At 51.5% G+C, this 21,903-nt stretch carries 22 protein-coding genes and 1 other annotated feature; of the genes, 1 reads left to right on the top strand and 21 read right to left on the bottom strand.

All coding sequences use genetic code 11. From position 1 onward, the window contains the following. The 7 genes from carA to lspA form a co-directional block, all read right to left on the bottom strand. Complete coding sequence (gene carA, locus QNH46_RS16000; protein WP_283925170.1) at positions 1–1,137, bottom strand: glutamine-hydrolyzing carbamoyl-phosphate synthase small subunit; 1,137 nt, start codon at positions 1,135–1,137, stop codon at positions 1–3. Positions 1,138–1,223: 86 nt separating this feature from the next. After that, complete coding sequence (pyrC, locus tag QNH46_RS16005; protein WP_283925171.1) at positions 1,224–2,507, bottom strand: dihydroorotase; 1,284 nt, start codon at positions 2,505–2,507, stop codon at positions 1,224–1,226. Between the two features lie 81 nt (positions 2,508–2,588). After that, positions 2,589–3,503 (bottom strand): aspartate carbamoyltransferase catalytic subunit, encoded by a 915-nt coding sequence (locus QNH46_RS16010; protein WP_283925172.1) that lies wholly within the window; start codon positions 3,501–3,503, stop codon positions 2,589–2,591. 1 nt (position 3,504) lies between these two features. After that, entirely contained in the window at positions 3,505–4,050 is a 546-nt protein-coding gene (pyrR, locus tag QNH46_RS16015; RefSeq protein WP_213590276.1) for a bifunctional pyr operon transcriptional regulator/uracil phosphoribosyltransferase PyrR, read from the bottom strand. 399 nt (positions 4,051–4,449) lie between these two features. Beyond that, entirely contained in the window at positions 4,450–5,718 is a 1,269-nt protein-coding gene (locus QNH46_RS16020) for an LL-diaminopimelate aminotransferase (RefSeq protein ID WP_430691837.1), read from the bottom strand. A 222-nt stretch (positions 5,719–5,940) separates the two neighbouring features. Then, positions 5,941–6,846: an RluA family pseudouridine synthase gene (locus tag QNH46_RS16025; protein WP_430691945.1), complete on the bottom strand. Its 906-nt coding sequence runs from the start codon at positions 6,844–6,846 to the stop codon at positions 5,941–5,943. 38 nt (positions 6,847–6,884) lie between these two features. After that, the gene (gene lspA / locus QNH46_RS16030; RefSeq protein WP_283925174.1) at positions 6,885–7,382 is read right to left on the bottom strand and encodes a signal peptidase II; all 498 of its coding nucleotides are present in this window, start codon (positions 7,380–7,382) and stop codon (positions 6,885–6,887) included. 209 nt (positions 7,383–7,591) lie between these two features. On the opposite strand from lspA, the gene QNH46_RS16035 reads away from it, so the two are divergent. Next, a complete protein-coding gene (locus QNH46_RS16035) occupies positions 7,592–8,329 on the top strand; it encodes a TraR/DksA C4-type zinc finger protein (RefSeq protein WP_283925175.1) in 738 nt (245 codons plus the stop codon). A gap of 18 nt (positions 8,330–8,347) precedes the next feature. On the opposite strand, the gene QNH46_RS16040 is transcribed toward QNH46_RS16035, so the two are convergent. From QNH46_RS16040 to ftsA, 14 genes are all read right to left on the bottom strand, one after another. Next, positions 8,348–8,692, bottom strand: coding sequence for a DUF5665 domain-containing protein (locus QNH46_RS16040; RefSeq protein WP_283925176.1), 345 nt, complete (start codon positions 8,690–8,692; stop codon positions 8,348–8,350). 160 nt (positions 8,693–8,852) lie between these two features. Further along, positions 8,853–11,948, bottom strand: coding sequence for an isoleucine--tRNA ligase (ileS, locus tag QNH46_RS16045; protein ID WP_283925177.1), 3,096 nt, complete (start codon positions 11,946–11,948; stop codon positions 8,853–8,855). A gap of 91 nt (positions 11,949–12,039) precedes the next feature. Beyond that, positions 12,040–12,321: a binding site (T-box leader), on the bottom strand. A 66-nt stretch (positions 12,322–12,387) separates the two neighbouring features. Continuing rightward, on the bottom strand, positions 12,388–12,906 hold the full coding sequence (locus QNH46_RS16050) for a DivIVA domain-containing protein (RefSeq protein WP_213590266.1): 519 nt from the start codon (positions 12,904–12,906) through the stop codon (positions 12,388–12,390). Between the two features lie 152 nt (positions 12,907–13,058). After that, the gene (locus QNH46_RS16055) at positions 13,059–13,841 is read right to left on the bottom strand and encodes a YlmH family RNA-binding protein (protein ID WP_283925178.1); all 783 of its coding nucleotides are present in this window, start codon (positions 13,839–13,841) and stop codon (positions 13,059–13,061) included. A 9-nt stretch (positions 13,842–13,850) separates the two neighbouring features. After that, positions 13,851–14,069 (bottom strand): YggT family protein, encoded by a 219-nt coding sequence (locus QNH46_RS16060; RefSeq protein ID WP_230873748.1) that lies wholly within the window; start codon positions 14,067–14,069, stop codon positions 13,851–13,853. Positions 14,070–14,130: 61 nt separating this feature from the next. Next, positions 14,131–14,580, bottom strand: a complete 450-nt coding sequence (locus QNH46_RS16065) for a cell division protein SepF (protein WP_155610383.1) — start codon at positions 14,578–14,580, stop codon at positions 14,131–14,133. Further along, complete coding sequence (locus QNH46_RS16070; RefSeq protein ID WP_283925179.1) at positions 14,580–15,272, bottom strand: YggS family pyridoxal phosphate-dependent enzyme; 693 nt, start codon at positions 15,270–15,272, stop codon at positions 14,580–14,582. The genes QNH46_RS16065 and QNH46_RS16070 overlap by 1 nt, the downstream gene beginning before the upstream one ends. 8 nt (positions 15,273–15,280) lie before the next feature. Next, positions 15,281–16,129: a peptidoglycan editing factor PgeF gene (gene pgeF / locus QNH46_RS16075; RefSeq protein WP_283925180.1), complete on the bottom strand. Its 849-nt coding sequence runs from the start codon at positions 16,127–16,129 to the stop codon at positions 15,281–15,283. 105 nt (positions 16,130–16,234) lie between these two features. After that, positions 16,235–16,543, bottom strand: a complete 309-nt coding sequence (locus QNH46_RS16080; protein WP_155610386.1) for a YlmC/YmxH family sporulation protein — start codon at positions 16,541–16,543, stop codon at positions 16,235–16,237. A gap of 136 nt (positions 16,544–16,679) precedes the next feature. Then, on the bottom strand, positions 16,680–17,462 hold the full coding sequence (gene sigG, locus QNH46_RS16085; protein WP_155610387.1) for an RNA polymerase sporulation sigma factor SigG: 783 nt from the start codon (positions 17,460–17,462) through the stop codon (positions 16,680–16,682). A 78-nt stretch (positions 17,463–17,540) separates the two neighbouring features. Next, complete coding sequence (gene sigE, locus QNH46_RS16090) at positions 17,541–18,263, bottom strand: RNA polymerase sporulation sigma factor SigE (RefSeq protein WP_155610388.1); 723 nt, start codon at positions 18,261–18,263, stop codon at positions 17,541–17,543. Positions 18,264–18,279: 16 nt separating this feature from the next. Continuing rightward, positions 18,280–19,245, bottom strand: a complete 966-nt coding sequence (spoIIGA, locus tag QNH46_RS16095; protein ID WP_283925181.1) for a sigma-E processing peptidase SpoIIGA — start codon at positions 19,243–19,245, stop codon at positions 18,280–18,282. A gap of 218 nt (positions 19,246–19,463) precedes the next feature. Further along, the gene (gene ftsZ, locus QNH46_RS16100) at positions 19,464–20,576 is read right to left on the bottom strand and encodes a cell division protein FtsZ (RefSeq protein ID WP_155610389.1); all 1,113 of its coding nucleotides are present in this window, start codon (positions 20,574–20,576) and stop codon (positions 19,464–19,466) included. 50 nt (positions 20,577–20,626) lie between these two features. Further along, entirely contained in the window at positions 20,627–21,880 is a 1,254-nt protein-coding gene (ftsA, locus tag QNH46_RS16105) for a cell division protein FtsA (RefSeq protein WP_213590257.1), read from the bottom strand. Positions 21,881–21,903: the final 23 nt, after the last annotated feature.

The raw sequence follows: 21,903 nt of genomic DNA on the forward strand, positions 1-21,903 counted from the left end.
TTAAAGCTCTCCCTTCGCAGCGGCCATGATTTCAGCCTGGCGTGATTTTTGCGGATTATTCTGCTTATGTTCTCTGATCATATCCAGGAACTGGTCAAACAAATAATTGTTATCCTGAGGACCTGGCGACGCCTCCGGGTGATATTGCACTGAGAATGCCGGATATTTCTTATGTCTGACGCCTTCGATCGTTTTGTCGTTGTTATTGATGTGTGTAATTTCCAATTCCGTACCGGCAATCGAGGATTCCTTCACCGCGTAGCCGTGGTTCTGGGAGGTAATGTAGCATCTTCCCGTAGCGAGCTCCTTAACCGGGTGGTTACCGCCGCGATGGCCGAATTTCAGCTTCTCTGTATCTGCCCCGCAGGCCAGGGACAGCAGCTGATGCCCTAAGCAAATGCCGAAGATCGGATATTCGCCGAGCAGCTCAGCGATCATCTTCGCGGCATGAGGCACGTCTTTCGGATCGCCAGGGCCGTTCGACAGCTGAATGCCGTCTGGATTAAGCCGGCGAATCTCCTCCGCAGTCGTATTATGCGGTACGATAACCACATCGCAGCCGCGCTTGTTCAACTGGCGCAGGATTCCGTTCTTCGCCCCGAAATCGACGAGCACGATCCGCTCCTTCGTTCCCGGATTATGGTACAGGAATTTTGTCGAGGTGTTGGCCACTTGATTATGCAGCTCTTCAACCTTCACGTCCGCCATCATTACTTTTAGCTCCTCTACCGATTTGGCAGAAGTTGTGATGATTCCCTTCATCGTACCGTTCTGGCGGATTTTTCTCGTGAGCATACGCGTATCGATATCTGAAATCCCTGGAATGCCGTGCTCTTTAAGTAAGTCGCCCAGACTGTATTCAGCGCGCCAATTGCTCGGAATTGGCTCATAGCGGCGTACTACGAGTCCATGAATCGCTGGAACGAGCGACTCGAAATCGTCCCTGGAAATGCCGTAGTTGCCGATCAGCGGATAAGTCATCGTCACGATTTGACCATAGTAGGAAGGATCCGATACGACTTCCTGATAACCTGTAACTCCTGTATTAAAAACGACCTCACCCGTGAATTCGCCCTCTGCCCCGAATGACTTTCCGGTAAACAGCGTGCCGTCCTCCAATAACAATCTTGCCTGCATTTCCCCGCACTCCTTTATGCTCGACTTTTGTATCTATATCAATAATTTATAAAAAAAGTTCTGTCTATGTTGCCGTTTCAATAAATTTATTGTTCCTGCCAGACTACTTTGCCGTTAACGATGGTCGTCACCGGCCAGCCTTTGAGCTTCCATCCGCCAAAAGGAGTATTGCGCCCCTTCGAAGCGAACGTTTCCGGGTTAACCTCCTGTTCCTTATCGAGATCCACAATCGTCAAATCCCCAGGAGCTCCCGGTGCCAGTCTTCCGGCGGTTAACCCGAATACCCGGGCCGGATCTTCCGTCATGCGCTGAACGAGCAGGGACAGCTCCCATTTCCCCGTCAAGACGAACTTGGTATACAGGAGTGGAAAAGCCGTTTCGAAACCGACGATACCAAACGGCGCCAGCTGCATTCCCTTGGCCTTCTCCTCTTCGCTATGCGGTGCATGGTCCGTTACGATCATGTCGATTGTCCCGTCCTCCAGCGCTTGAATACATGCCTCAACATCCCGGCGGGAACGAAGCGGCGGATTCATTTTCCAGTTCGCATCAAGGCCCGGAATGTCCGTCTCCGCGAGCAGCAGGTGATGCGGACATACCTCTGCCGTCACGCGGATGCCAATCTCCTTCGCTTGCCGGATCAGGCGGATCGATTGCTCTGTGCTGACGTGGCACACATGATAGTGTACGCCTGTCGCCTCCGCAAGTAGGATGTCGCGCCCCACGTGAATCGCCTCGGATTCGTTCGGGATGCCTTTCAGGCCGTGGCGCTTCGCGAACTCCCCTTCATTGACCGGCGCCCCTTCCACGAGCGAGTTGTCCTCGCAGTGGGCGATAATCGGCATGTCCAGCGACTGGGCAAGCGCCATGGCGTCCTTCATCATTTGCGCGCTTTGTACGCCGACCCCATCATCCGTGAAGCCGATGGCTCCAGCTTCCTTCAGCGCCGCAAAGTCCGTCAGCTCGCGGCCAAGCTCGCTTTTCGTAATCGCAGCGTAAGGCAGGACGTTGACCAGCCCCGCTGCTTCAGCTTTGCTCTTCACCAGCTCGATCGTTTCCGGGGTGTCGATGACCGGGCGCGTGTTCGGCATGCAGGCGATCGTCGTATACCCGCCTTTGGCTGCCGATCTGGACCCCGTTTCGATCGTTTCTTTATGCTCATAGCCCGGCTCTCGCAAGTGGACATGCATATCGATAAAACCTGGCGTTACCAGCTTGCCTCCCGCATCGATCGTCTGATCCGCAGGCTTTGATCCTTGGCTTCCCGCTTCCGCAAGCTTCTCAATCACTCCGTCGCTGATATAGATATCCTTTAGCTGAAGCTGACCGTTTCCGTCCAGTACATTGGCATTCGTAATCTTGAGTAGCATAACTTACCTCCGCTTATTGAATTGCTATATTCCGTGCTAGGTTACCTGCTCTAATAAGCGCTGTTTAGCCAGCGAACAATATTAGTGCTTCATCGCCCGTTCCATAACTGCCATCCGAATCGGAACCCCGTTCTCCATTTGCTTGAAAATGCGGGACTGGTGATGCTCCACGACGCTGTCGTCGATCTCTACGTTCCGGTTCACTGGTGCAGGATGCATGATAATCGCGTGCGGGGAAAGATTCCGTGCCCGCTCCTCCGTCATCCCGTAGTTTAGCCGATACTCTACCGCGGAGTTCATGAATCCTCCTTCATGGCGCTCCAGCTGTACGCGAAGCATCATCACCACATCGCTGCTCATCGCCTCGTCGATGGACACATAAGGAGCATGGCGTTCGAGCTCCGGTGCCTTCATGCTGTCCGGTGCGCAGAATTTCACCTGCGCTCCTAATTTCTGCAGCGCCCACAAATTCGAGCGTGCTACCCGGCTGTGCTTGATATCGCCGATAATGGATACCTTGAGTCCTTTCAGCTCGCCAAAATGTTTTCTCATCGTATATACGTCGAGCAGCGCTTGCGTCGGATGCTCATTGTTGCCGTCTCCGGCATTGATGAGCGGAATCGACACTTTCTCGGCGATCTCTTCCAAGACGCCGATTGGCTTGAGGCGGATAACTCCAGCATCGATGCCCATCGATTCCAGCGTGCGGACCGTATCGTAGATGGATTCGCCTTTCTCTACGCTGGACGAAGCCGCCGTAAAGTTCAGCACTTCGGCTCCTAGGCGTTTCTCGGCCATTTCGAAGGAGAATCGAGTTCGTGTGCTGTTCTCAAAAAACATGTTAGAGATGAAGCGGTCCTTCAAAATCGGAACTACCTTCTCCTTCTGGCTATTCCAGTAAGCGGCCCGGTCAAGAATCCAGTTGATTTCTGCACCGCTTAAATGCTTTAATCCCAGCAGACTGCGCTCTTTCAATGCGGAAGCTGTCATCGCCATATCAGTTCTCCTCCCGATGGTGCAAAATCCGAACAACGTCGCTTCCGTCGATTTCCTGAAGCATAACCTCAATCTCTTCGGACTTGGAGGTTGGAACGTTCTTGCCGATGTAATCCGGCCGGATCGGAAGCTCCCGGTGCCCGCGGTCAGCAAGCACGGCAAGCTGGATGTTCTCCGGACGCCCGCAGTCCATAATCGCGTCCATTGCCGCGCGAATCGTGCGTCCCGTATAAAGAACGTCATCAAACAAAATTACTTTTTTGCCATGTACCGGCAGGCTGAAGGTGTTGCTGTTCGTTCCTTCCGCCGTCTTGTTCCGGTCATCCCGGTAGAAGGTTACATCCAGCTCCCCCCATGGGATGCTTGCCCCTTCAATTTCTTCCAAGCGCTCGGCAAGCCGTTTCGCCAGGAAAACACCCCGCGTTTTGATGCCTGCAAGTACGCATCCTTCAATTCCCTTGTTTCGCTCCAATATTTCGTGCGCAATTCTGGTAAGTGCCCGCCGAATTGCAGTCTCATCCATAATGACATGTGTTTCAATGCTCATGGTATTGGCCTCCTAAGATGATAAATTCACCTGGTTCCGTGATAGCGCACAAAAAAACTCCTTGCCTGATACAGGCAAGGAGCCGTTAGCCACAGTAAATGACCATGACTATCATGCGGGTGAGTATCGGGAGATACCCGCACAAAAAAGCGCAGGTCTCCCCATAACAACCCATTCACGTTACCTTGCCAGCCTCACGGGACTGATTTAAAGGTGCTATTGATTTAAGTGAATTATGACAGAAAGCACCTTATCTTGTCAAGAAGGCAACCTAGAAAATATAGGATGAATATTCTGGAACGCGAAATGGATGAAAAAATGGCTTTGCATAGCCCATCGCGTTGTTTTTATGATTATACATAAAAACTAATATTTATACAACACTTTATACAATCGCCGTTAAAATACGAAAGAAATCCCTTCGAGGCGCCGTTTAATTTCCGCAATGACTCTTCGCTCTTCCTCAATTCCATCCGCCGCAAACGTTACCGAGAAGCGCACAAAAGCGCCGGCCTCGTCCCAAGGCACCGTCGAAATCAACTTGTGGCGAATTAAATACTGCGAGAATTCCTCCGCTGATCCAAAGGCCTCTCCGCCTGCTATCCCCTTAGGTGCCTTTACGTATAGAAAAAAAGAACCCCGCGGCTTCCTCGCTTCGAAGCCAAGATCATTCAGCGCGCTTACAAGCAGCTCGTGCCTTCTTGAATACTTAGCAGCGATGGCCTCCGTTATTTCCGGTCTGGATAAAGCATACGCGGCCGCCTTCTGAATCGCGATAAATTGCCCCGAATCGCAATTGTCCTTCACATCGCTGAACGCTTTGATGATGAGCGGGTTCCCGGCGACGAAGCCGATGCGCCAGCCCGTCATGTTATACGACTTGGATAAAGAGTGCAGCTCTATGCCGACGTCTTTGGCCCCCGGAACGGACAGAAAGCTCAGCGGCTTCTGCCTGTCGTACGTCAGAGCTGCATAAGGGGCATCATGAACGACGATGACATCGTATTTCTTAGCCCAGCAGACAACCTCGGCAAAAAAATCATAACTCGCACATGCGCCCGTCGGATTATTCGGGTAATTTAAATAGAGCAGCTTTGCCCTCTGGGCAACCTCTTCCGGAATGGCTGCAAGAACGGGGAGAAAGCCATTCTCCTCCGTGAGCGGTACATGATATACTTCCCCGCCCAAATATTTCGTATGAGTTCCCAGTACCGGATACCCCGGAACTGTCATAATCGCCACATCCCCCGGGTTGATGAAGCAATAGGGGAGCATCGCCAGCGCTGGCTTGGAACCGATTGAATGCACGATTTCTGTCGCAGGATCAATGCCCTCTACCCCGAACACATTCCCCAAATATTGTGCCGCGGCTTCCTTGAACTCAGCTATGCCATTATCGGCATAACCTCTGTTTTCCGGCTTGGCCGCCTCCGCCGCCAGCTTCATCACGATGGCCTGATCGGCCATTTCGTCGGGCTCGCCTACGCCCAGATCAATCAATTCCATATCGGGGAACTCTGCCCTGGCAGCAGCCTTTGCCCGTTTGATTTTCTCGAATTTATAGATTGCTGTATCCGTCCCGTAACCCGCACCGCCAATTCTTTCTGCAAACTGCCGCTGAATATAAGTGTTTTTATTGGGTTCCGAATTTATTGTTTGTACAGTCATGTTCATCCATCTCCTTCATCGGTCTATCGTTATATGATGCTTGAAGCCCGCCAGCCATGGAATGGATAAATCGAGTTATCGTTTGCATTTTTTGCCGTATAGGCGATGCAGAACCAAAAAAACCTCCTGACTGAAATCCGGCCCATAAGCCCGATTTCTTGTCAGAAGGTGTGGATGTCATGAATATATGTTCAGCCGCTTTAAGCCGCGTTCAGCGGCAATTTAGCGGCTTCGCAGCGAATGAAGCAAATCCATCATGTCCGCTGGCAACGGAGCCGTAAATTCCTTATACTCGCTCGTAGAGGGATGTACAAATCCAAGAACCGCCGCATGGAGCGCTTGTCCATTGAATTTCGGTCCTTTGCTTCGCCCGTACATCGGATCGCCCACCAGCGGATGGCCGATAAACTTCATATGCACGCGAATTTGATGAGTTCTCCCGGTCTCCAGCTTCAGCTCCAGCAGCGTATAATCCCCAAAGCGCTCCATAACATGGAAATGGGTCACCGCATGCTTGCTGTTGCGATCGATGACGGTGTACATTTTACGGTCGTGAGGGTCACGTCCGATGGGAGCATCCACGGTGCCCTGATCATGGCTCAGATTGCCATGAACGAGCGCCAAGTATCTCCGTGTCACCGAATGCTCCTTCAGCTGAGCCGCCAGCGAAGCATGGGATTTGTCGTTTTTCGCCGCCATGATCAGCCCTGATGTGTCCTTGTCAATCCGATGGACAATCCCCGGGCGCAGCTCGCCATTAATGCCTGACAAATCCTTGCAATGCGCCATCAGCGCGTTGACTAGCGTACCGGAAGAATGCCCGGGAGCAGGATGGACGACCATGCCCCGCGGTTTGTTGACAACGATGACATCGCTGTCTTCATAGTAAATATCCAGCGGGATATCTTCCGGGACAATTTCTACGGACTCTGCCTCAGGGATAGTCAGCGTAATACGGTCTCCTGCCGCAAGCTTGTAATTGGTCTTTACAGCTGTACCGTTAACCAGCACGGCTCCTTCTTCAATCCAAATTTGGATTTGCGTACGCGAGGTATCCTCGCCGAGCTGCTCTTTCACGAATTTATCGACCCGCGCCTTGGCTGCCGCTTCGTCAATCAGCCATTCCATTTCGTTATCCTCTGCATTTTCGTAAGATCTCAATTCATTCATGTCTGATCCTCTTGCTCAGCCACAACAGCCGAGGCCTGCTTCTCCCGCTTCATTTCCAGGAACGAGTCCAGCACGATCATCCCGAAGCCGATCACAATCGAGGAATCCGCCACGTTAAAAATCGGGAACGTATAGCTGCCGAAATTGAACTGCAGGAAATCGACAACTTCCCCGGTGAGCAGCCGATCCAGGAAATTGCCCAGCGTTCCGCCTAAAACGAGCGAAAGCGCGACAGGCAGCAATTTGTTGGAGGACTTTTTCACTTTTTGCAAATACCAAATAACGCCGATTACGACGATGACCGTGAATATGATAAAAAACCAGCGCTGATTCTCCAAAATTCCAAAAGCCGCGCCACGGTTGCGATGCGAAGTGATCAGAAAGAAGTCTCCGATAATGGGAATTTGCTCCCCAATGGCCATACGCGTAGCTATCAAATACTTCGTACCCTGATCGACCAGGAAAATAATTAACGCTATCAAAAAATATATCATGCGGCAAAGTCACCTCGTTTTTCATTTCCCCCGCATCAGCCGGCGGTAGGATTAACCACATGCAAGCCCTGTATATTGTAGCACAGCAGGAATTAAGTCGTCCATGTAAGATAGTATTTTCCGTAGGTAAATCGTCGTGCTTTGACGCAAAATAAAGCTATGAACAATGCCCATGCGACTATCCGGGCCGAAAGGAGACCTGACCTTATATGCCTCATCTTACCAAGCAGCTCCTCGCGGAGCTTGAAGCCCAGCTGCGCTCCGAGCAGCAGTACATCGAAACCAAGCTGTCCGCCAATGACCACTACGGCTTAGAGGGGAGCGTCCGCGACAATACAAGCGAGCTTAGCACGATTGACAATCACCCAGGCGATATCGCAACTGAAGTGTTCGAACGCGGTAAAGACGTGGCTCTCACCAATCATGATGAGTTACGGCTAACCCGCGTAAAGGATGCACTGGATCGGATGGCTGCAGGAAGCTACGGCTACTGCTTAACATGCGACCAGCCGATTGATATCGAGCGGCTAAAGGCTCTGCCCGAGACGGCTTACTGCAAGGATCACAGTCCACAGTCCAAGGTATCAAGGGACCGGCCTGTAGAAGAGCTAGTGCTGTATCCGCCGTTCGGCCGAACGAGCCTGGACGAGCGCGCCGACGAGACCGAGTTTGACGGCGAGGACGCCTGGCAGATCGTCGAAAGCTACGGTACTTCGAACTCTCCCGCCATGGCGGAGGAGGACGAAGTTGATGATTACAATGATATGGAAATTGAAGCCAGCAACGAACTAGACGGATTCGTCGAACCATACGAAAGCTTTGTTGCTACGGATATTTACGGCCGCAACGTCGTTTTTTACCGCAATGGCCAATACCGTAAGCATATGAGCGCCACGGAACATCTGGAAAGCGAGGATTCGCTTGGCGACGGACCGAACATTTACTGATCCCGATTGCTGAATGGGCTAAAATGTTTTAAGCTCCAGCTGGCGCTGTACGATCCGGACGATATCGGCGATATAATCCCCGATGATCGGCAGATTGAGCGCCCCCAGGATTTGCAGAATATAAATGATCGTGGCTGCAAAAAAAGTAAACCCGATCGCAATTCCGACGCCTCTGGCCACACCGGCCAGAACGTTGCGCCAGATGAGGCTCCATGGATGGTACAACAGCTCGGCATACTCAATGATCCGGGATTGCTCGAGCTGCTGCGCCCATCTCAGAGTCATGTCGTACATGACGTTTACTTTCTCTTCTGCTGTATTAGATAATTTATCATGGCCTGCTTCCGGTTTCTGCTGAGTCATATGGGCTATCCCATCCTTTACTGAAGGCGGCGCTAAGAAGCCAATTAGTGTTGAATTGAACGCAAACGAGCCAGGCTTCCTTGAATAAGGGAATAACCTGAGCTCGTTTGCGCTTGGGTTCTAGATATTATGACCTTCAGTCAGGGCTGCCATACAGCGATTAGCCCTTGATTTGGATTCCGATCTTCTTCGTGCCGAGATCCGCAATTTCAGCTTCGCCTTCTGGCTTGCCAAACGTTACATCTGTGATCAGGACGTTATCGCGAAGCACCTGTTCAAATGCCTCGATCGCCGCTTTCAGCTCCTCGTCCACATCAAGGACCAGATGCACTCGCTTCTCGATCGGCAGATCCAGCTTCTTGCGGGTATCCTGTACGGCCCGAACGACCTCGCGCACCCAGCCCTCCTGCTCAAGCTCCGGCGTAATATCGGTGTTCAGTGCTACCGTAATGCCATAACCTGATGCGGAAGCAAAGCCAGGCTTCGCCTGCTTGTCGATCAGCAGCTCATCCGCCGTAATCTGCAGCTCTTCCCCTTCCGGAGAAGTAACATGGATCGCTCCGCTTTCTACTGCCCGGCGGGTATCCTCTGGCGCCAGTCCTTTTAGAAAGCCTTGCAGGAATCCTACGTTTTTGCCGTATTTCTTACCAGCGACTTTCAAGTTCAGCTTCAGCGTAAAATCGACGAATCCGCTGTCGCTTGTCTCCAGTTCAATTTGCTTGACGTTAATCTCGTCCTTGATAATTCCCTCGTATTCGCTCACCGCAAAATCGTGATCCATTGAGACGATCAGGCTCGTCAGCGGCTGGCGTGTTTTGATTCCGGTCTCATTCCGTACGTTGCGGGCCAGTTCGACGATCTGACGTGCTGCCTCCATATCCTTCTCCAGCTTCTCGTCGATCAGCGCTTCGTCAGCCTTCGGATAATCATCCAAATGCACGCTCTCGCCACCGCCAAGATTCGTATAAATATCCTCTGCCAATAGCGGCGTGTATGGCGCCATCAGCTTGGAAAGCGTCAGCAGCACGTTGATTAGGGTCTGATAAGCGGATACTTTATCCTCTCCGAGACCGCTACCCCAGAAACGGTCGCGCGAACGGCGGATATACCAGTTGCTCAGCTCATCGATAAAGCCTTCGATCGCTTTGGCCGGGTTCAGGAAATCGTTCACGGCAAGTCCTTTGCTTACAACCTGGATCAAGCTATTCAGTCTGGATAGAATCCAGCGGTCCAGCTTGCTCTTCGAAGGGCGGAATTCATGCTCCTCCGGCTTGAATCCGTCGATTGCCGCATATAGCGTCAAGAAAGAGTGCGTGTTCACCAGCGTGTCCACAACTTTGGATTTCGCCTCAGCCACGATGCCCTTCGAGAAACGCTTGCTGTTCCATGGCGCGCTGTCGGACAGCAAGGCCCACCGGAAAGCATCCGCTCCGAATTCATTGATGATATCCCAAGGATCGATGACGTTCCCCTTGGATTTAGACATCTTCTGTCCATTCTCGTCAAGAATATGCCCCGTCGAAATCACGGCCTTATAAGGTGCCTTGCCATTAAAGAGCGTCGATACAGCAAGCAAGCTGTAGAACCAGCCGCGTGTCTGATCGATCCCTTCGCAAATCATATCGGCCGGGTACTGCTCCTCGAATACTTTTTGATCGCCGAACGGGTAATGATACTGGGCGAAAGGCATCGAGCCGCTATCGAACCAGACGTCGATCACCTCGGATGTGCGCTCCATGATTCCGCCGTCGCAGTGCGGGCAATGGAGCTTCACCTCATCCACGTAAGGCTTGTGCAGCTCAAGATCCTCGGATACATGACCAACGGCATTGTCGCGCAAATCCTTATGGCTCGAAGGAGCGTATTCGCCCTTACAGGAGCTGCACACCCAGACGTTCAGCGGGGTGCCCCAGTAACGGTTGCGGCTGATGTTCCAATCAACCAGATCTTCGAGGAACTTGCCAAAGCGGCCTTCGCGGATATGACTCGGATACCATTGCACGTTATTGTTGTTGGCGATTAGTTGATCCTTGACCGCGGTCGTCTCAATAAACCAGCTCTCCATCGCATAGTAGAGCAGCGGTGATTTACAGCGCCAGCAGAATGGATAGCTGTGCTCGTATTTCTCTTTAGAATACAGCAGTCCTCGTTCCGAGAGCCATTTGACGATGTCGAGATCGCAGTCCTTCACGAAGCGGCCAGCAAATTCTGTTACCTCGTCCGTATAGCGTCCTTGCGAGTTGACGACGCTGACGAATTCCACCTTATTCTCGCGGCACACTCTATAGTCGTCTTCGCCATGAGCAGGGGCCATATGAACGATCCCTGTACCGCTCGCATCCGTGACGAAGTCTGCGCCAAGTATGACGAGTCCGTTCTCCGGCGAAACGTAGTTAAATGGCGGAGTATAGGACTTGCCAACAAGCTCGGCTCCCTTTAACGTGGACAAGATCTCGAATTCGCCTTTGAGCACGTCGTCCGCCAGATTTTTGGCAACGATATAAACGCCGTCGTCCTGCTTCGCACGAACGTATTCCAATTCCGGATTCACGGCTAGGGCCACGTGCGAAGGTAGCGTCCAAGGCGTCGTCGTCCAGGCAAGCACATATTCGCCGCTGTCCTTAAGCTTGAACTTCGCCGTAGCGCTCAAATCCTTGACGTCTTCATAGCCTTGAGCAACCTCATGGGAGCTGAGCGTCGTTTGGCAGCACGGGCAGTACGGGCTTACGCGATGACCGCGGTACAGCAGCCCCTTCTGGTGAATGGTGGACAAAATATTCCACACACTTTCGATATACGAATTTTGCAAGGTGATATACGGATTATCGAGATCAGTCCAGTAGGCGATCCCTTCCGTCAATTCACGCCATTGCTTCTCGTATTCGAACACGCTATCCTTACACTTCTTCACGAACTTCTCGACACCGTATTTCTCGATTTCCTGCTTGCCGGAAATGCCGAGCTGCTTCTCGACGCCAAGCTCAACCGGCAATCCGTGTGTATCCCAGCCGGCTTTGCGGACCACGCGGTAGCCGTTCATCGTCTGATAACGGCCGATAAAGTCCTTGATTACACGGCCTAGAACGTGGCCGATATGCGGAGCGCCGTTTGCGGTAGGCGGGCCTTCATAGAATACATAGTTCGGGCGGCCTTCACGGTTTTCCATGCTGCGTTTGAACGTATTTTCCTGCTTCCATTTGGCCAGGATACGCTGATCGCGGGCGCGCGCTGGTTCTTTGACATCTACTTTTCTCATTTTGTAGCGACTTCCTTTCAATGCATATTATTAGCTTTAAAATCTAACAGGCTGCAGCAACCTCTATAGGCAACAAAAAAAGCCCCGCCCCAAAAGGGACGAGACTCTTATCTCGCGTTACCACCCTTGTTCCATACTGCTTCCCATCCGGAACGCTCCGACTCGGACAGCATGGCACTCTGATCCCATACGCTTCATATGGGGCCGGTATAACGGCCGGCAGCCGGATATAGCTTACGCTTTCCACAGCGGAAATCTCAGCTCATCTTCTCCGGGATGATATTCCGTCTGTGTCTTGAACGTTGACTCGCAGCAAATCGTCAACTCTCTGAGAACAAAACCACAGCGTACTGGTTCCCATCATCAAATCTATATTCACAATTTAATATGTCTATAGTTATAACTTATGATGCCCCGCTCTGTCAACAAGGCAGACGTTTTAGTAAATCTCCTTAATTTCACGGTCGCGTTCACGGTCGCGATCCTCAAGGCGTTCACGGTCTTCAAGCGACTCCCAGCCGTCATGGCTGAGCAGATCGAGCTGGGCCTCGACCAGCGTACGGAAACGGGCGCGATAAATCGAAGCCTGCTTCTTCAGTTCCTCGACTTCCATCGCGATCTTGCGCGATTTCGCGAGCGATTCATTGACGATCCGATCGGCGTTCTTCTCAGCTTCCTTTACGATGAGCTGCGCTTCCTTCTTGGCGTTGTTCTTCACTTCATCCGCCGCTTCCTGCGCCACGATGATCGTCTTGCTGAGTGTTTCTTCAATATTTGCAAAATGATCCAACCGCTCCTGTACGGCCAGCAGCTGGCTCTGGAGCTCCTTGTTCTCACGGATCACGATCTCGTAATCTTTGATCACCTGATCAAGAAATTCATTGACTTCATCTTCATCGTAACCGCGAATACGTCTGGAGAATTCTTTATTATGTATATCCAGCGGCGTTAATGGCATGTTGCGCACCTCCTAGAAAATTCGAAGCTTCTGTTAAGGTTGTTCAAAAACTCCCCAAGTCTGACTTTTTGAACACACATTAAACTTAGAAGCATTACAGCACAAGTGTTGTTGTTAAATTCGACAGGAATCCCCGAACTCCTGCAAAGCCTTCACACAAATTTACCAATTCGGACACGGTGTCTGCCCTTTTTCGTCATGCCGTCCGCCTCCAACACCTTGAATCTGCCGAATCCTTGGAGCGCTACAATGTCGCCTGGTTTTAACGGTTTGGACGGATCCTCCTCCGTCTTCCAGTTCACCCGGCAGCGGCCCGCCTTGATTGGCACGACGATTTTGCTCCGGCTCAAACGGAACACGTCGCTTGCGATCCCGTCCAAACGTAAAGAAGCCACCGTGATATCCAGCGGCTCCAGCACAGCATCTGCCGTTCTAAGCGCCTCGAGTCCCAGCACCTCGGTCGCCACGCTCACCCGGTGCACCTGGCGCAAATTCATATCCAAAAAGGCGGAGATTTCCTCGGCCACAATGACATGGCATCCGTCTTCACGGACATGAATGTCGCCGATTTTATCCCTTTTGAGCCCGAGCCCCAGAATGGCTCCCAAATAATCGCCGTGCTGAAGCGAAGCCAGCTTCTGGTCATCCGACGTGATGCTGAGCACCTTCATGTTCATCGGCTCCGCCTCAATTTCCCGGTAATCGGGTGCGATCAGCGCCCGCTTCCGTTCCGCCTCCGGGAACCCGCCATCCAACCGGATGCGGACATCGGCATGGCGATTCGCCAGGCTCTCCACGATGTGGCATTGCCGCGGGTCCAGGAAGTCGCTTAATTTCGCTTCATGATAATCCCCTGCATTCACAACCCACTCCCAGGCCCGGTCAACGAACGGGCGCTCTTCCGGGAGAAAATGTTCATGGATGTTAGACCGCATACGCTACCGTTACCCCAGCACGTAGCTCAGCACGCCAATCAAGCCGAAAACGGCCATCCGCAGTACGAAAATAGCGACGATCGGCGAAATGTCGATCATACCCATAATCGGCGGAATAAAGCGTCTGAACGGGGCCAAAAAGGGCTCGACCACCTTGCCAAGCAGTTCTCCAATAAAGCTCTCACGGGCGTTTGGCACCCATGACATCAAAATATAAATCAAAATCATGTAAAAATATATATCATGCAGCGTCCAAATCAAGCGATAAATATCAAATCCCAAGCTGCCTTCACCTCATTCTGTTATATTCGTGTTCTTCGGTCAGAATTTCCGTAATCGAGCCTTGTATTTCTACTGTATCCGGGGTACAGAGAAATATGTTGCCGCCGATTTTGGAAATGCTGCCGCTGAGCGCATAGATCGTGCCGCTGAGAAAATCAATAATGCGCATCGCCTGATCGTTGCGGACCCTTTGCAGGTTCACGACGACAGACCGGTGCGAGCGCAAATGATCCGCGATTTCCTGCGCCTCATCGTAAGAACGCGGCTCATACAGGATAACCTTCACGTTCTTCTGGGAATGGATACTGACTACATTGTTCAATTTCTGATTCCGCCGAGCCTCGAAGCTAGGAGCTTCAAACTCGGCTTCCTCTTGCTCCTGAAGCTTCTCGCGCTCCACGATTTCTTCTTCTTCCTGAAGGCCCAGAAAATTCATAAACCGATTCATAACACCCATTACATCTCCTCCCCTTTCCCTACTAGAATTGTACCCAAGCGAACCCATGTCGCTCCTTCCTCAATCGCTACTTCAAAATCTCCCGACATCCCCATCGACAGCTCGGTTAACGGTTCCTTCGTAATTTTCTGGGCATTCAGCCGATCCCTTAGCTCGCGGAGTCCCCGGAATACCGGCCGTGTCAGCTCCGGGTCATCCTCGATCGGCGCCATAGTCATAAGTCCAATTATTCTGATGTGAGGATAAGAGGCGATTTCCCTCAGCAAATCAGCCGCCTCTTCAGGGCTAACTCCATGCTTGGACGTTTCCCCGGATACGTTCACCTGCAGAAACGCAGAAACGGTAATCCCTTGAGCTGCTGCCCTCTTCTCTAGCTCCTTGGCTAAGGACAGACGATCCAAGGAATGAATATATTGAAATTTGCCAATGACGTCCCTTACTTTATTGGTCTGCAAATGGCCGATGAAATGCCATACTCCCCGTCCTTCCAGCGCCTCCCATTTAGGAACCGCGTTCTGCGGACGGTTCTCGCCGATATGAACGATGCCTTCATCCAGCAGCAAGCCTGTCGTCTCCAGGCCTACATACTTCGTCACTGCGACGACGTTGACGTCGTCCCGCCGGCGGCCGCTTCGTTCGCAAGCTGCTTGGATGCGGTGTTCCACCTGCTGTATCCGATCTTTGAGCGACAAAGAAAGGATCACCTCTCTTTCATGCCAATCCAGCTGGCCATCCTGCCGGTTACTCCGTTCTGTTTGCGATAAGAGAAGAACTTATCGGGATGGCAGCTTGTACACCATGTTGTACATTCGATATGAGTCGGCAATATTCCTGCTTTTATCATAATGATTCGATTCAATTCTTTCAAGTTCAGCATGCATCGGTCCGGATTAACGGACGGCGCTGTGAACGCAGCGACCGTCTCGCCTGCGGGAAGCCCGGCTCTCACCTTGGACATGACCGCTTCATCGACCTCGTAGCAGCATTCCCCGATTGACGGTCCGATGGCCGCCCGAATATCCTCTCTACGGCTTCCATACTCTCTCTCCATCGTCTCTATGACCGCGGCTGCGATATGACCTACCGTGCCTTTCCAGCCGGCATGAGCCAATCCTACAGCTCCCTGGACTGGGTCAAGGAAGTAGAGCGGAACACAATCGGCATAAAACGAGGTCAGCAAAACTCCGCGAACGTTGGTTACTAGACCGTCCGTATTCTGAAAGGCGCTTTCCCGATCCAAATAACCTTTGCCTGTATCGGAATGCTTCACTATAGCAACATGCGTCCCATGAACCTGCTCGCCGCAGGTCCACTGCCCGGGCTCAAAGTCCAGAAACTCCGCCAGGATGATGCGGTTATCCAGCACAGCGGCCTGATCATCGCCGACATGGTAGGCCAGGTTCAGCGAATCGTAAGGGGAGCTGCCTACCCCGCCATTTCGGCCGCTAAAGCCGGCGCTTAATCCGGGCAGCATGCCGTTCCAGCTCTCCAGCATAAACGTTTCGGGCTGGCCATTCCTTTCTATAGCTTTCCGTTTAAACGGCTCCATCATCCACCTCTTTATCATTTCATATCCTGAAATGGTACTGTAAACTCAAGTTTACCATAAGGCGAACCGCTTTTCGAAGAGGCAGCCCGCCGAATTCCCTGAATTCTAGCCTCGGCGTTCTGCTCTCCCGTCCCGGTCGATATAGACAGTCGTCTCAAATTGCTGGACGCCGCTTTGGGCCAAGCCGTCCATTTTGACCAATACGACGTCTGAACCGATCTTCACGATGTTTTTCCAGGGAATAATGAGATCGCTCCCTCCCCCAAACAAGCCCATAAATTTCGTATTGACCGGAACCACGATGGCTTCAATGACACCCTGCTGCAGATCAAGCTCTAAATCGCTAATATGCCCCAGCCTTTTGCCGTCAACGACATTGATGACATCCTTCGTTTGAAAATCAGATATTTTCATGCCAGCCTCCCGCCAATCGTTTGTAATATGTATATGATGATCGTCCGCAAAACATTTAAAGAACCCGACGGACAAATAAGAAAAAGGTTTCTTTCCTTTAAATTCAAAAAAAAGGGCTCCCGAAGGAACCCATGATTTAAGACTTAACGTGCTTCTGCATTTGTAAAATAGCGGATTTCTCAAGCCTCGAAACTTGCGCCTGAGAGATGCCAATTTCATCGGCGACCTCCATTTGCGTCTTTCCTTCGAAGAATCGCATCGATAGAATCATCTTCTCGCGGCGGTTCAGCCGCTGCATCGCCTCACGCAAGGCGATCTCTTCGATCCAGGATACATCCTTGTTCTTATCGTCGCTAATTTGATCCATAACATAGATCGGATCGCCGCCGTCATGGTAAATGGGTTCAAACAAAGAGACTGGATCCTGGATGGCATCCAGGGCAAATACCACATCCTCCTTCGGCAAACCTAGCGCTTCGGAAATTTCGAAGATCGTTGGCTCCCGCGAATTCTGGTTGGTCAGACTGTCGCGCATTTGCAGCGCCTTATACGCAATGTCGCGCAGGCTGCGGGATACCCGGATCGGATTGTTATCCCTTAAATACCGCCGGATTTCCCCGATGATCATGGGTACGGCATAGGTAGAGAATTTAACGTTCTGCGATAAATCGAAATTATCGATGGCTTTCATGAGTCCAATGCAGCCGACTTGAAATAAATCGTCTACAAACTCCCCCCGATTGTTGAATCGCTGGATGACACTCAGCACTAGCCTAAGGTTGCCATTCACTAACTTTTCTCTGGCTGATCTTTCATTGTCCTGCTGCAGGGAGCGGAACAACTCGCGCATTTCCACATTGGTTAGAACGGGCAATTTTGCAGTGTCTACACCGCAAATCTCGACTTTGTTTCGGGTCATCGTGTCTTTACCTCCCAAGGAGAAACTTAATGATCATTATCTCCCGGGGCTGTATTTTTATTCCTTTGTTTATGACCTCTAGACCATCTTATTGAACTCCTTGCGGAGACGTTTGATGATCCTCTTTTCCAGCCGGGAAATGTAAGATTGCGATATTCCCAGCAAGTCAGCCACGTCCTTCTGCGTCTTCTCATCGCCGTCAACGAGGCCGAAGCGCAGCTCCATAATCAGTCGCTCCCGCTCGCTCAGCTTATCAAGCGCTTTGTGCAGCAGCTTGCGGTCGACCTGTTCCTCGATATTGCGGTAAATCGTATCATTCTCCGTGCCAAGCACGTCGGAGAGCAGAAGCTCATTGCCGTCCCAATCAATGTTGAGCGGTTCGTCGAAAGATACTTCTGTGCGTATTTTGCTGTTGCGCCGTAAATACATTAATATTTCATTCTCGATGCAGCGGGAAGCATACGTTGCCAGCTTAATCTTCTTCTCTGGATCGAACGTATTAACGGCTTTGATCAGTCCGATGGCCCCGATCGACACGAGATCTTCAATGTTGATTCCGGTATTTTCAAATTTCCGGGCGATGTAAACAACCAGACGCAGATTTCGTTCGATGAGCATGGCTCGAATTGCGGAATCTCCCGAGGAAAGGCGCTGCAGCAAATATTCTTCTTCTTCCCTCGTCAAAGGAGGCGGCAGCGCCTCGCTCCCCCCGATATAGTAGATTTCCTCGCTTTTGAGCCCGAACAGGAACAACAGCCGATAATATTGTAATTGCAGCATCAACTTCCATCTAACACGCATTTCATTTCCTCCTATATCACGATCCTGATGTACTGACAAGATACTCCTCTTCCCGCCCCGCCATCCCTTCGAGCAGCACCGGATGAATGATCGCGCGGTAGGCAGATTCCATGGACAACCGCCCCCCGTCCAATCCAATTAGTACCCGGCCCGTCGTCACCGTCCGCCCTTCCTGAACAACCGACACTTCATCCGGCTTCAGCGCGATCATAAACTGAGAGCCTTTATTAATTCCCCGGTAAGGAACTAGCCGCAAACGGTCCCTCCATGGAAACGAATCCTCGTCGCTCCACTCCATGATGAGGTTGTCCGCTTGCTCCGCAGCTAGCCGGCTTAAAAAAGATTCCGGCAGCATCTGGTCCCATAACGAGGCTTCCATGACCATGACGGGCCATCTCGTCAACGGATCCTTCAGTTGATTGCCCGTATCGACAAGCCCCATGCACCGTACCGTCGTCTCATCGATGCGTACTTGTACTTCAGCCAAGCAGCTTTCTACGCGCTCCACTGCACGCCTTGAGGAGACAACCGCCTTAAACCATAGAACAACTATAAAAAAGACAATGATCGTAAATATTGAACCTACTTCGAGCGAAAAGCCAAGCCCCCCGGAAGCAGAATACCAAATTCCACTCCACACTTCCCCAGAATTCTGCAGCAGATAATGAATGCCCAAAATGCCGCCGGCCGCTGCAAAATTCACCATGTAGAAGGCCCCCATATTCCGCAAGTAGTTTTGCAGACTAGCATAACCGAACGCGATCCATAGCATGACGACGGAGAATAAAAACTTTACCAGGAAGGTAAATAGAAAAGATAGCTCCGGAAGAAACATCATCAGGACATAAGCAGCTCCCACAGCCGCCGAGGCCGTGATCCGCCATGCCCTCACCCGCTGCCTCCTGATCCAGGCCGTCATCAGCAGCAAGCTCGCATCGATCAGCAGGTTCATAAGAAATATGAGATCGAGATAAACGACCACTTCGGTTCACCTGCCCCAGCCCTCCCTAATCTTCTTCTTGTGATGGTAGAAGAGCCTTCCTAAAGCCACAGGAGTTGCTATCAGTATAAAGAGATGCCATCGTAAAGTCTGTCTAAAATTGGGTGAAGATAAGTACTAGTTTTGTCGAGCAATGCAAAAAACCTCTATTCCACGAGATGTGGAATAGAGGTTTAGATTTTGGGGAGATTTGGTCAAACTTAATCGTTATTGTGACGGGAACGGTTGCGGAGGAAGGTTGGGATGTCCAGTTGATCACCGCTTGGCTGGTTTCCAAAAGGTCTCAACGAGGATGCCGCACGGCTATCTTGCGTTTCGGCTGTGTCTGCACCCGGCTTGCGGACTGGCACTGCCGAAGACTTATGCTCGAATCCGGTCGCAATGACCGTTACCTTGATCTCTTCCTTCAAACTCTCATCAATAATTGCACCGAAGATCATATTAACTTCCGGATCAGAAGCAGAGATGACGATCTCAGCTGCCTCATTAACCTCGTATAGGGACAGGTTCGATCCACCTGTAATATTCATAATTACGCCTCGAGCGCCTTCAATCGAAGTCTCGAGCAACGGACTCATGATCGCTTTGCGAGCAGCTTCTGCCGCACGATTCTCGCCCGTAGCTTCACCAATCCCCATCAGGGCGGATCCGCGTTCAGTCATAATCGTCTTCACGTCGGCAAAGTCAAGGTTGATCAGACCCGGTACGGCAATTAGGTCAGAAATGCCCTGTACCGCTTGACGCAGCACATTATCCGCCTCGCGGAACGCTTCCAGCATCGGCGTTTTCTTATCTACGATCTCAAGAAGACGATCATTAGGAATAACGATAAGGGTATCTACCTTCTCCTTTAATGCTTCGATGCCATGCTCGGCATGCGAAGAACGCTTGCGTCCCTCGAAGGTAAACGGCCGGGTCACTACGCCTACAGTCAACGCGCCGCACTCTTTGGCGATTTCCGCAATGACCGGAGCGGCTCCCGTCCCCGTTCCGCCGCCCATACCGGCTGTTACAAACACCATGTCCGCACCCTTCAGTGTGTTGGCAATCAACTCGCGGGACTCTTCTGCCGCTTTCTTGCCCACCTCAGGGTTCGCGCCCGCTCCAAGTCCGCGGGTCAGCTTATCCCCGATTTGCAGCTTATGCTCGGACTTGGCTAGATGAAGGGCTTGAGCATCCGTATTCACCGTAATGAATTCGACTCCCTGCACCCCGTTCTCGATCATTCTGTTCACAGCATTGCTACCGCCACCGCCAACACCAATGACTTTTATTTGAGCCAAACTCTCCATTTCAAAATCAAATTCCAACATACTCTTCCATCTCCCCCTCATTGTGCATGGATGGCCCGTCCATTTAGAAGTTAAATGAATTCACTGAATAGACTCTTCAGACGTTCCATGATCCCTGGTTTGCTCGCGCTCTCCTGGGTAGTTACCGGTTTATTCCGATTGGTTGTCTTCTTTGCACCGTTGCCGGTATTCCGGACGCGGATATTTTTGATAACCTTGTATAATATGCCAACGCCTCCCGTGTATCCAGGATCACGGACACCGATATAATCCGGTACAGCGACCCTCACGGAAGCAGCCAGTTCCTCCTGAGCAACTTTGAGAAGCCCGGGCATAGACACGGTTCCTCCCGTAAGTATATAACCTCCGGGGAGCTCGTTGTAACCGAGCCGTTTGACTTCCTGCCGGATCATTTGAAATATTTCCTGAACGCGTGGCTCGGCAATGGCAGCCAAATCCTCTTGGGTAAATTCCTTGTCTACATTGCTGCCGATTCTCGTAACCTTGAAGGTTACGTCCGCCGCCGAATCCTCGATAGAGGCGCAGCCGTACTTGAGCTTCACCTTCTCCGCTTGGTCCGTTAACGTGCGAAGGCCGTAAGCAATGTCATTCGTTATAAATTCTCCCCCTATCGGAAGCGTAGATGTCGCTGTAATTGTCCCGCTCTCGAATACTGCAATCGTCGTGGATCCCGCGCCGATGTCTACCAGCACAGAGCCCATCGTCTTCTCATCCTTGGATAATGCAAGCTGGCCTGCTCCAAGGGACAGCAATACCAAATCGCTTACTTTCAGCCCGGACTTCTCCACGCAACGAAGCAAATTATGTATCGCTGTCTTTGCGCCGGTAATTATCGTTGCTTCGACCTCCAGACGAACCCCGATCATGCCGCGGGGGTCTTGTATCCCTTCAAGGCCGTCCACAATGTATTGCTTGGCGACCACATCAATAATTTCCCGCTCCGGAGGCAGCGCAATCACTTCCGCTGCTTTCAACACACGGTCGATGTCGTCTTCACCGATTTCGCGGTCTTCGTTCTGTACGGCTACCACCCCGTGGCTCGTCTGGAGTCCGATATGATTTCCCGAAATGCCGACGTATACTTCCGATATTTGAATACCTACCATCCGTTCCGCATGATCAACAGCGCTGCGGATCGATTGTACGGTTTGGTCAATATCTACAATCGCGCCTTTACGAATTCCTTCCGAGTCGGCCGATCCAACTCCAATAATATTAAAGGTTCCATTACTAATTTCCCCAATAATAGCACGAACTTTGGATGTACCGATGTCCAAACTAACAATGATGTCATTGTTGCTCAAGCTCTGGCACCTCCTATTTCCCA

The sequence above is a fragment of the Paenibacillus woosongensis genome, assembly GCF_030122845.1.
Taxonomy (GTDB): domain Bacteria; phylum Bacillota; class Bacilli; order Paenibacillales; family Paenibacillaceae; genus Fontibacillus; species Fontibacillus woosongensis_A.

Coding starts and splice junctions, on each gene's coding strand:
- lspA (WP_283925174.1), bottom strand. CDS start 7,382: ATGATATATTTTTTGATAGCGTTAATTATTTTCCTGGTCGATCAGGGT.
- ftsZ (WP_155610389.1), bottom strand. CDS start 20,576: ATGTTGGAATTTGATTTTGAAATGGAGAGTTTGGCTCAAATAAAAGTC.
- sigE (WP_155610388.1), bottom strand. CDS start 18,263: ATGCGTGTTAGATGGAAGTTGATGCTGCAATTACAATATTATCGGCTG.
- QNH46_RS16040 (WP_283925176.1), bottom strand. CDS start 8,692: ATGACTCAGCAGAAACCGGAAGCAGGCCATGATAAATTATCTAATACA.
- QNH46_RS16080 (WP_155610386.1), bottom strand. CDS start 16,543: ATGAAAATATCTGATTTTCAAACGAAGGATGTCATCAATGTCGTTGAC.
- QNH46_RS16010 (WP_283925172.1), bottom strand. CDS start 3,503: ATGGCGATGACAGCTTCCGCATTGAAAGAGCGCAGTCTGCTGGGATTA.
- pyrR (WP_213590276.1), bottom strand. CDS start 4,050: ATGAGCATTGAAACACATGTCATTATGGATGAGACTGCAATTCGGCGG.
- QNH46_RS16020 (WP_430691837.1), bottom strand. CDS start 5,718: ATGACTGTACAAACAATAAATTCGGAACCCAATAAAAACACTTATATT.
- pyrC (WP_283925171.1), bottom strand. CDS start 2,507: ATGCTACTCAAGATTACGAATGCCAATGTACTGGACGGAAACGGTCAG.
- QNH46_RS16035 (WP_283925175.1), top strand. CDS start 7,592: ATGCCTCATCTTACCAAGCAGCTCCTCGCGGAGCTTGAAGCCCAGCTG.
- QNH46_RS16050 (WP_213590266.1), bottom strand. CDS start 12,906: ATGCCATTAACGCCGCTGGATATACATAATAAAGAATTCTCCAGACGT.
- QNH46_RS16025 (WP_430691945.1), bottom strand. CDS start 6,846: ATGGAATGGCTGATTGACGAAGCGGCAGCCAAGGCGCGGGTCGATAAA.
- carA (WP_283925170.1), bottom strand. CDS start 1,137: ATGCAGGCAAGATTGTTATTGGAGGACGGCACGCTGTTTACCGGAAAG.
- QNH46_RS16060 (WP_230873748.1), bottom strand. CDS start 14,069: ATGATTTTGATTTATATTTTGATGTCATGGGTGCCAAACGCCCGTGAG.
- sigG (WP_155610387.1), bottom strand. CDS start 17,462: ATGACCCGAAACAAAGTCGAGATTTGCGGTGTAGACACTGCAAAATTG.
- QNH46_RS16065 (WP_155610383.1), bottom strand. CDS start 14,580: ATGGGTGTTATGAATCGGTTTATGAATTTTCTGGGCCTTCAGGAAGAA.
- ileS (WP_283925177.1), bottom strand. CDS start 11,948: ATGAGAAAAGTAGATGTCAAAGAACCAGCGCGCGCCCGCGATCAGCGT.
- QNH46_RS16055 (WP_283925178.1), bottom strand. CDS start 13,841: ATGCGGTCTAACATCCATGAACATTTTCTCCCGGAAGAGCGCCCGTTC.
- pgeF (WP_283925180.1), bottom strand. CDS start 16,129: ATGGAGCCGTTTAAACGGAAAGCTATAGAAAGGAATGGCCAGCCCGAA.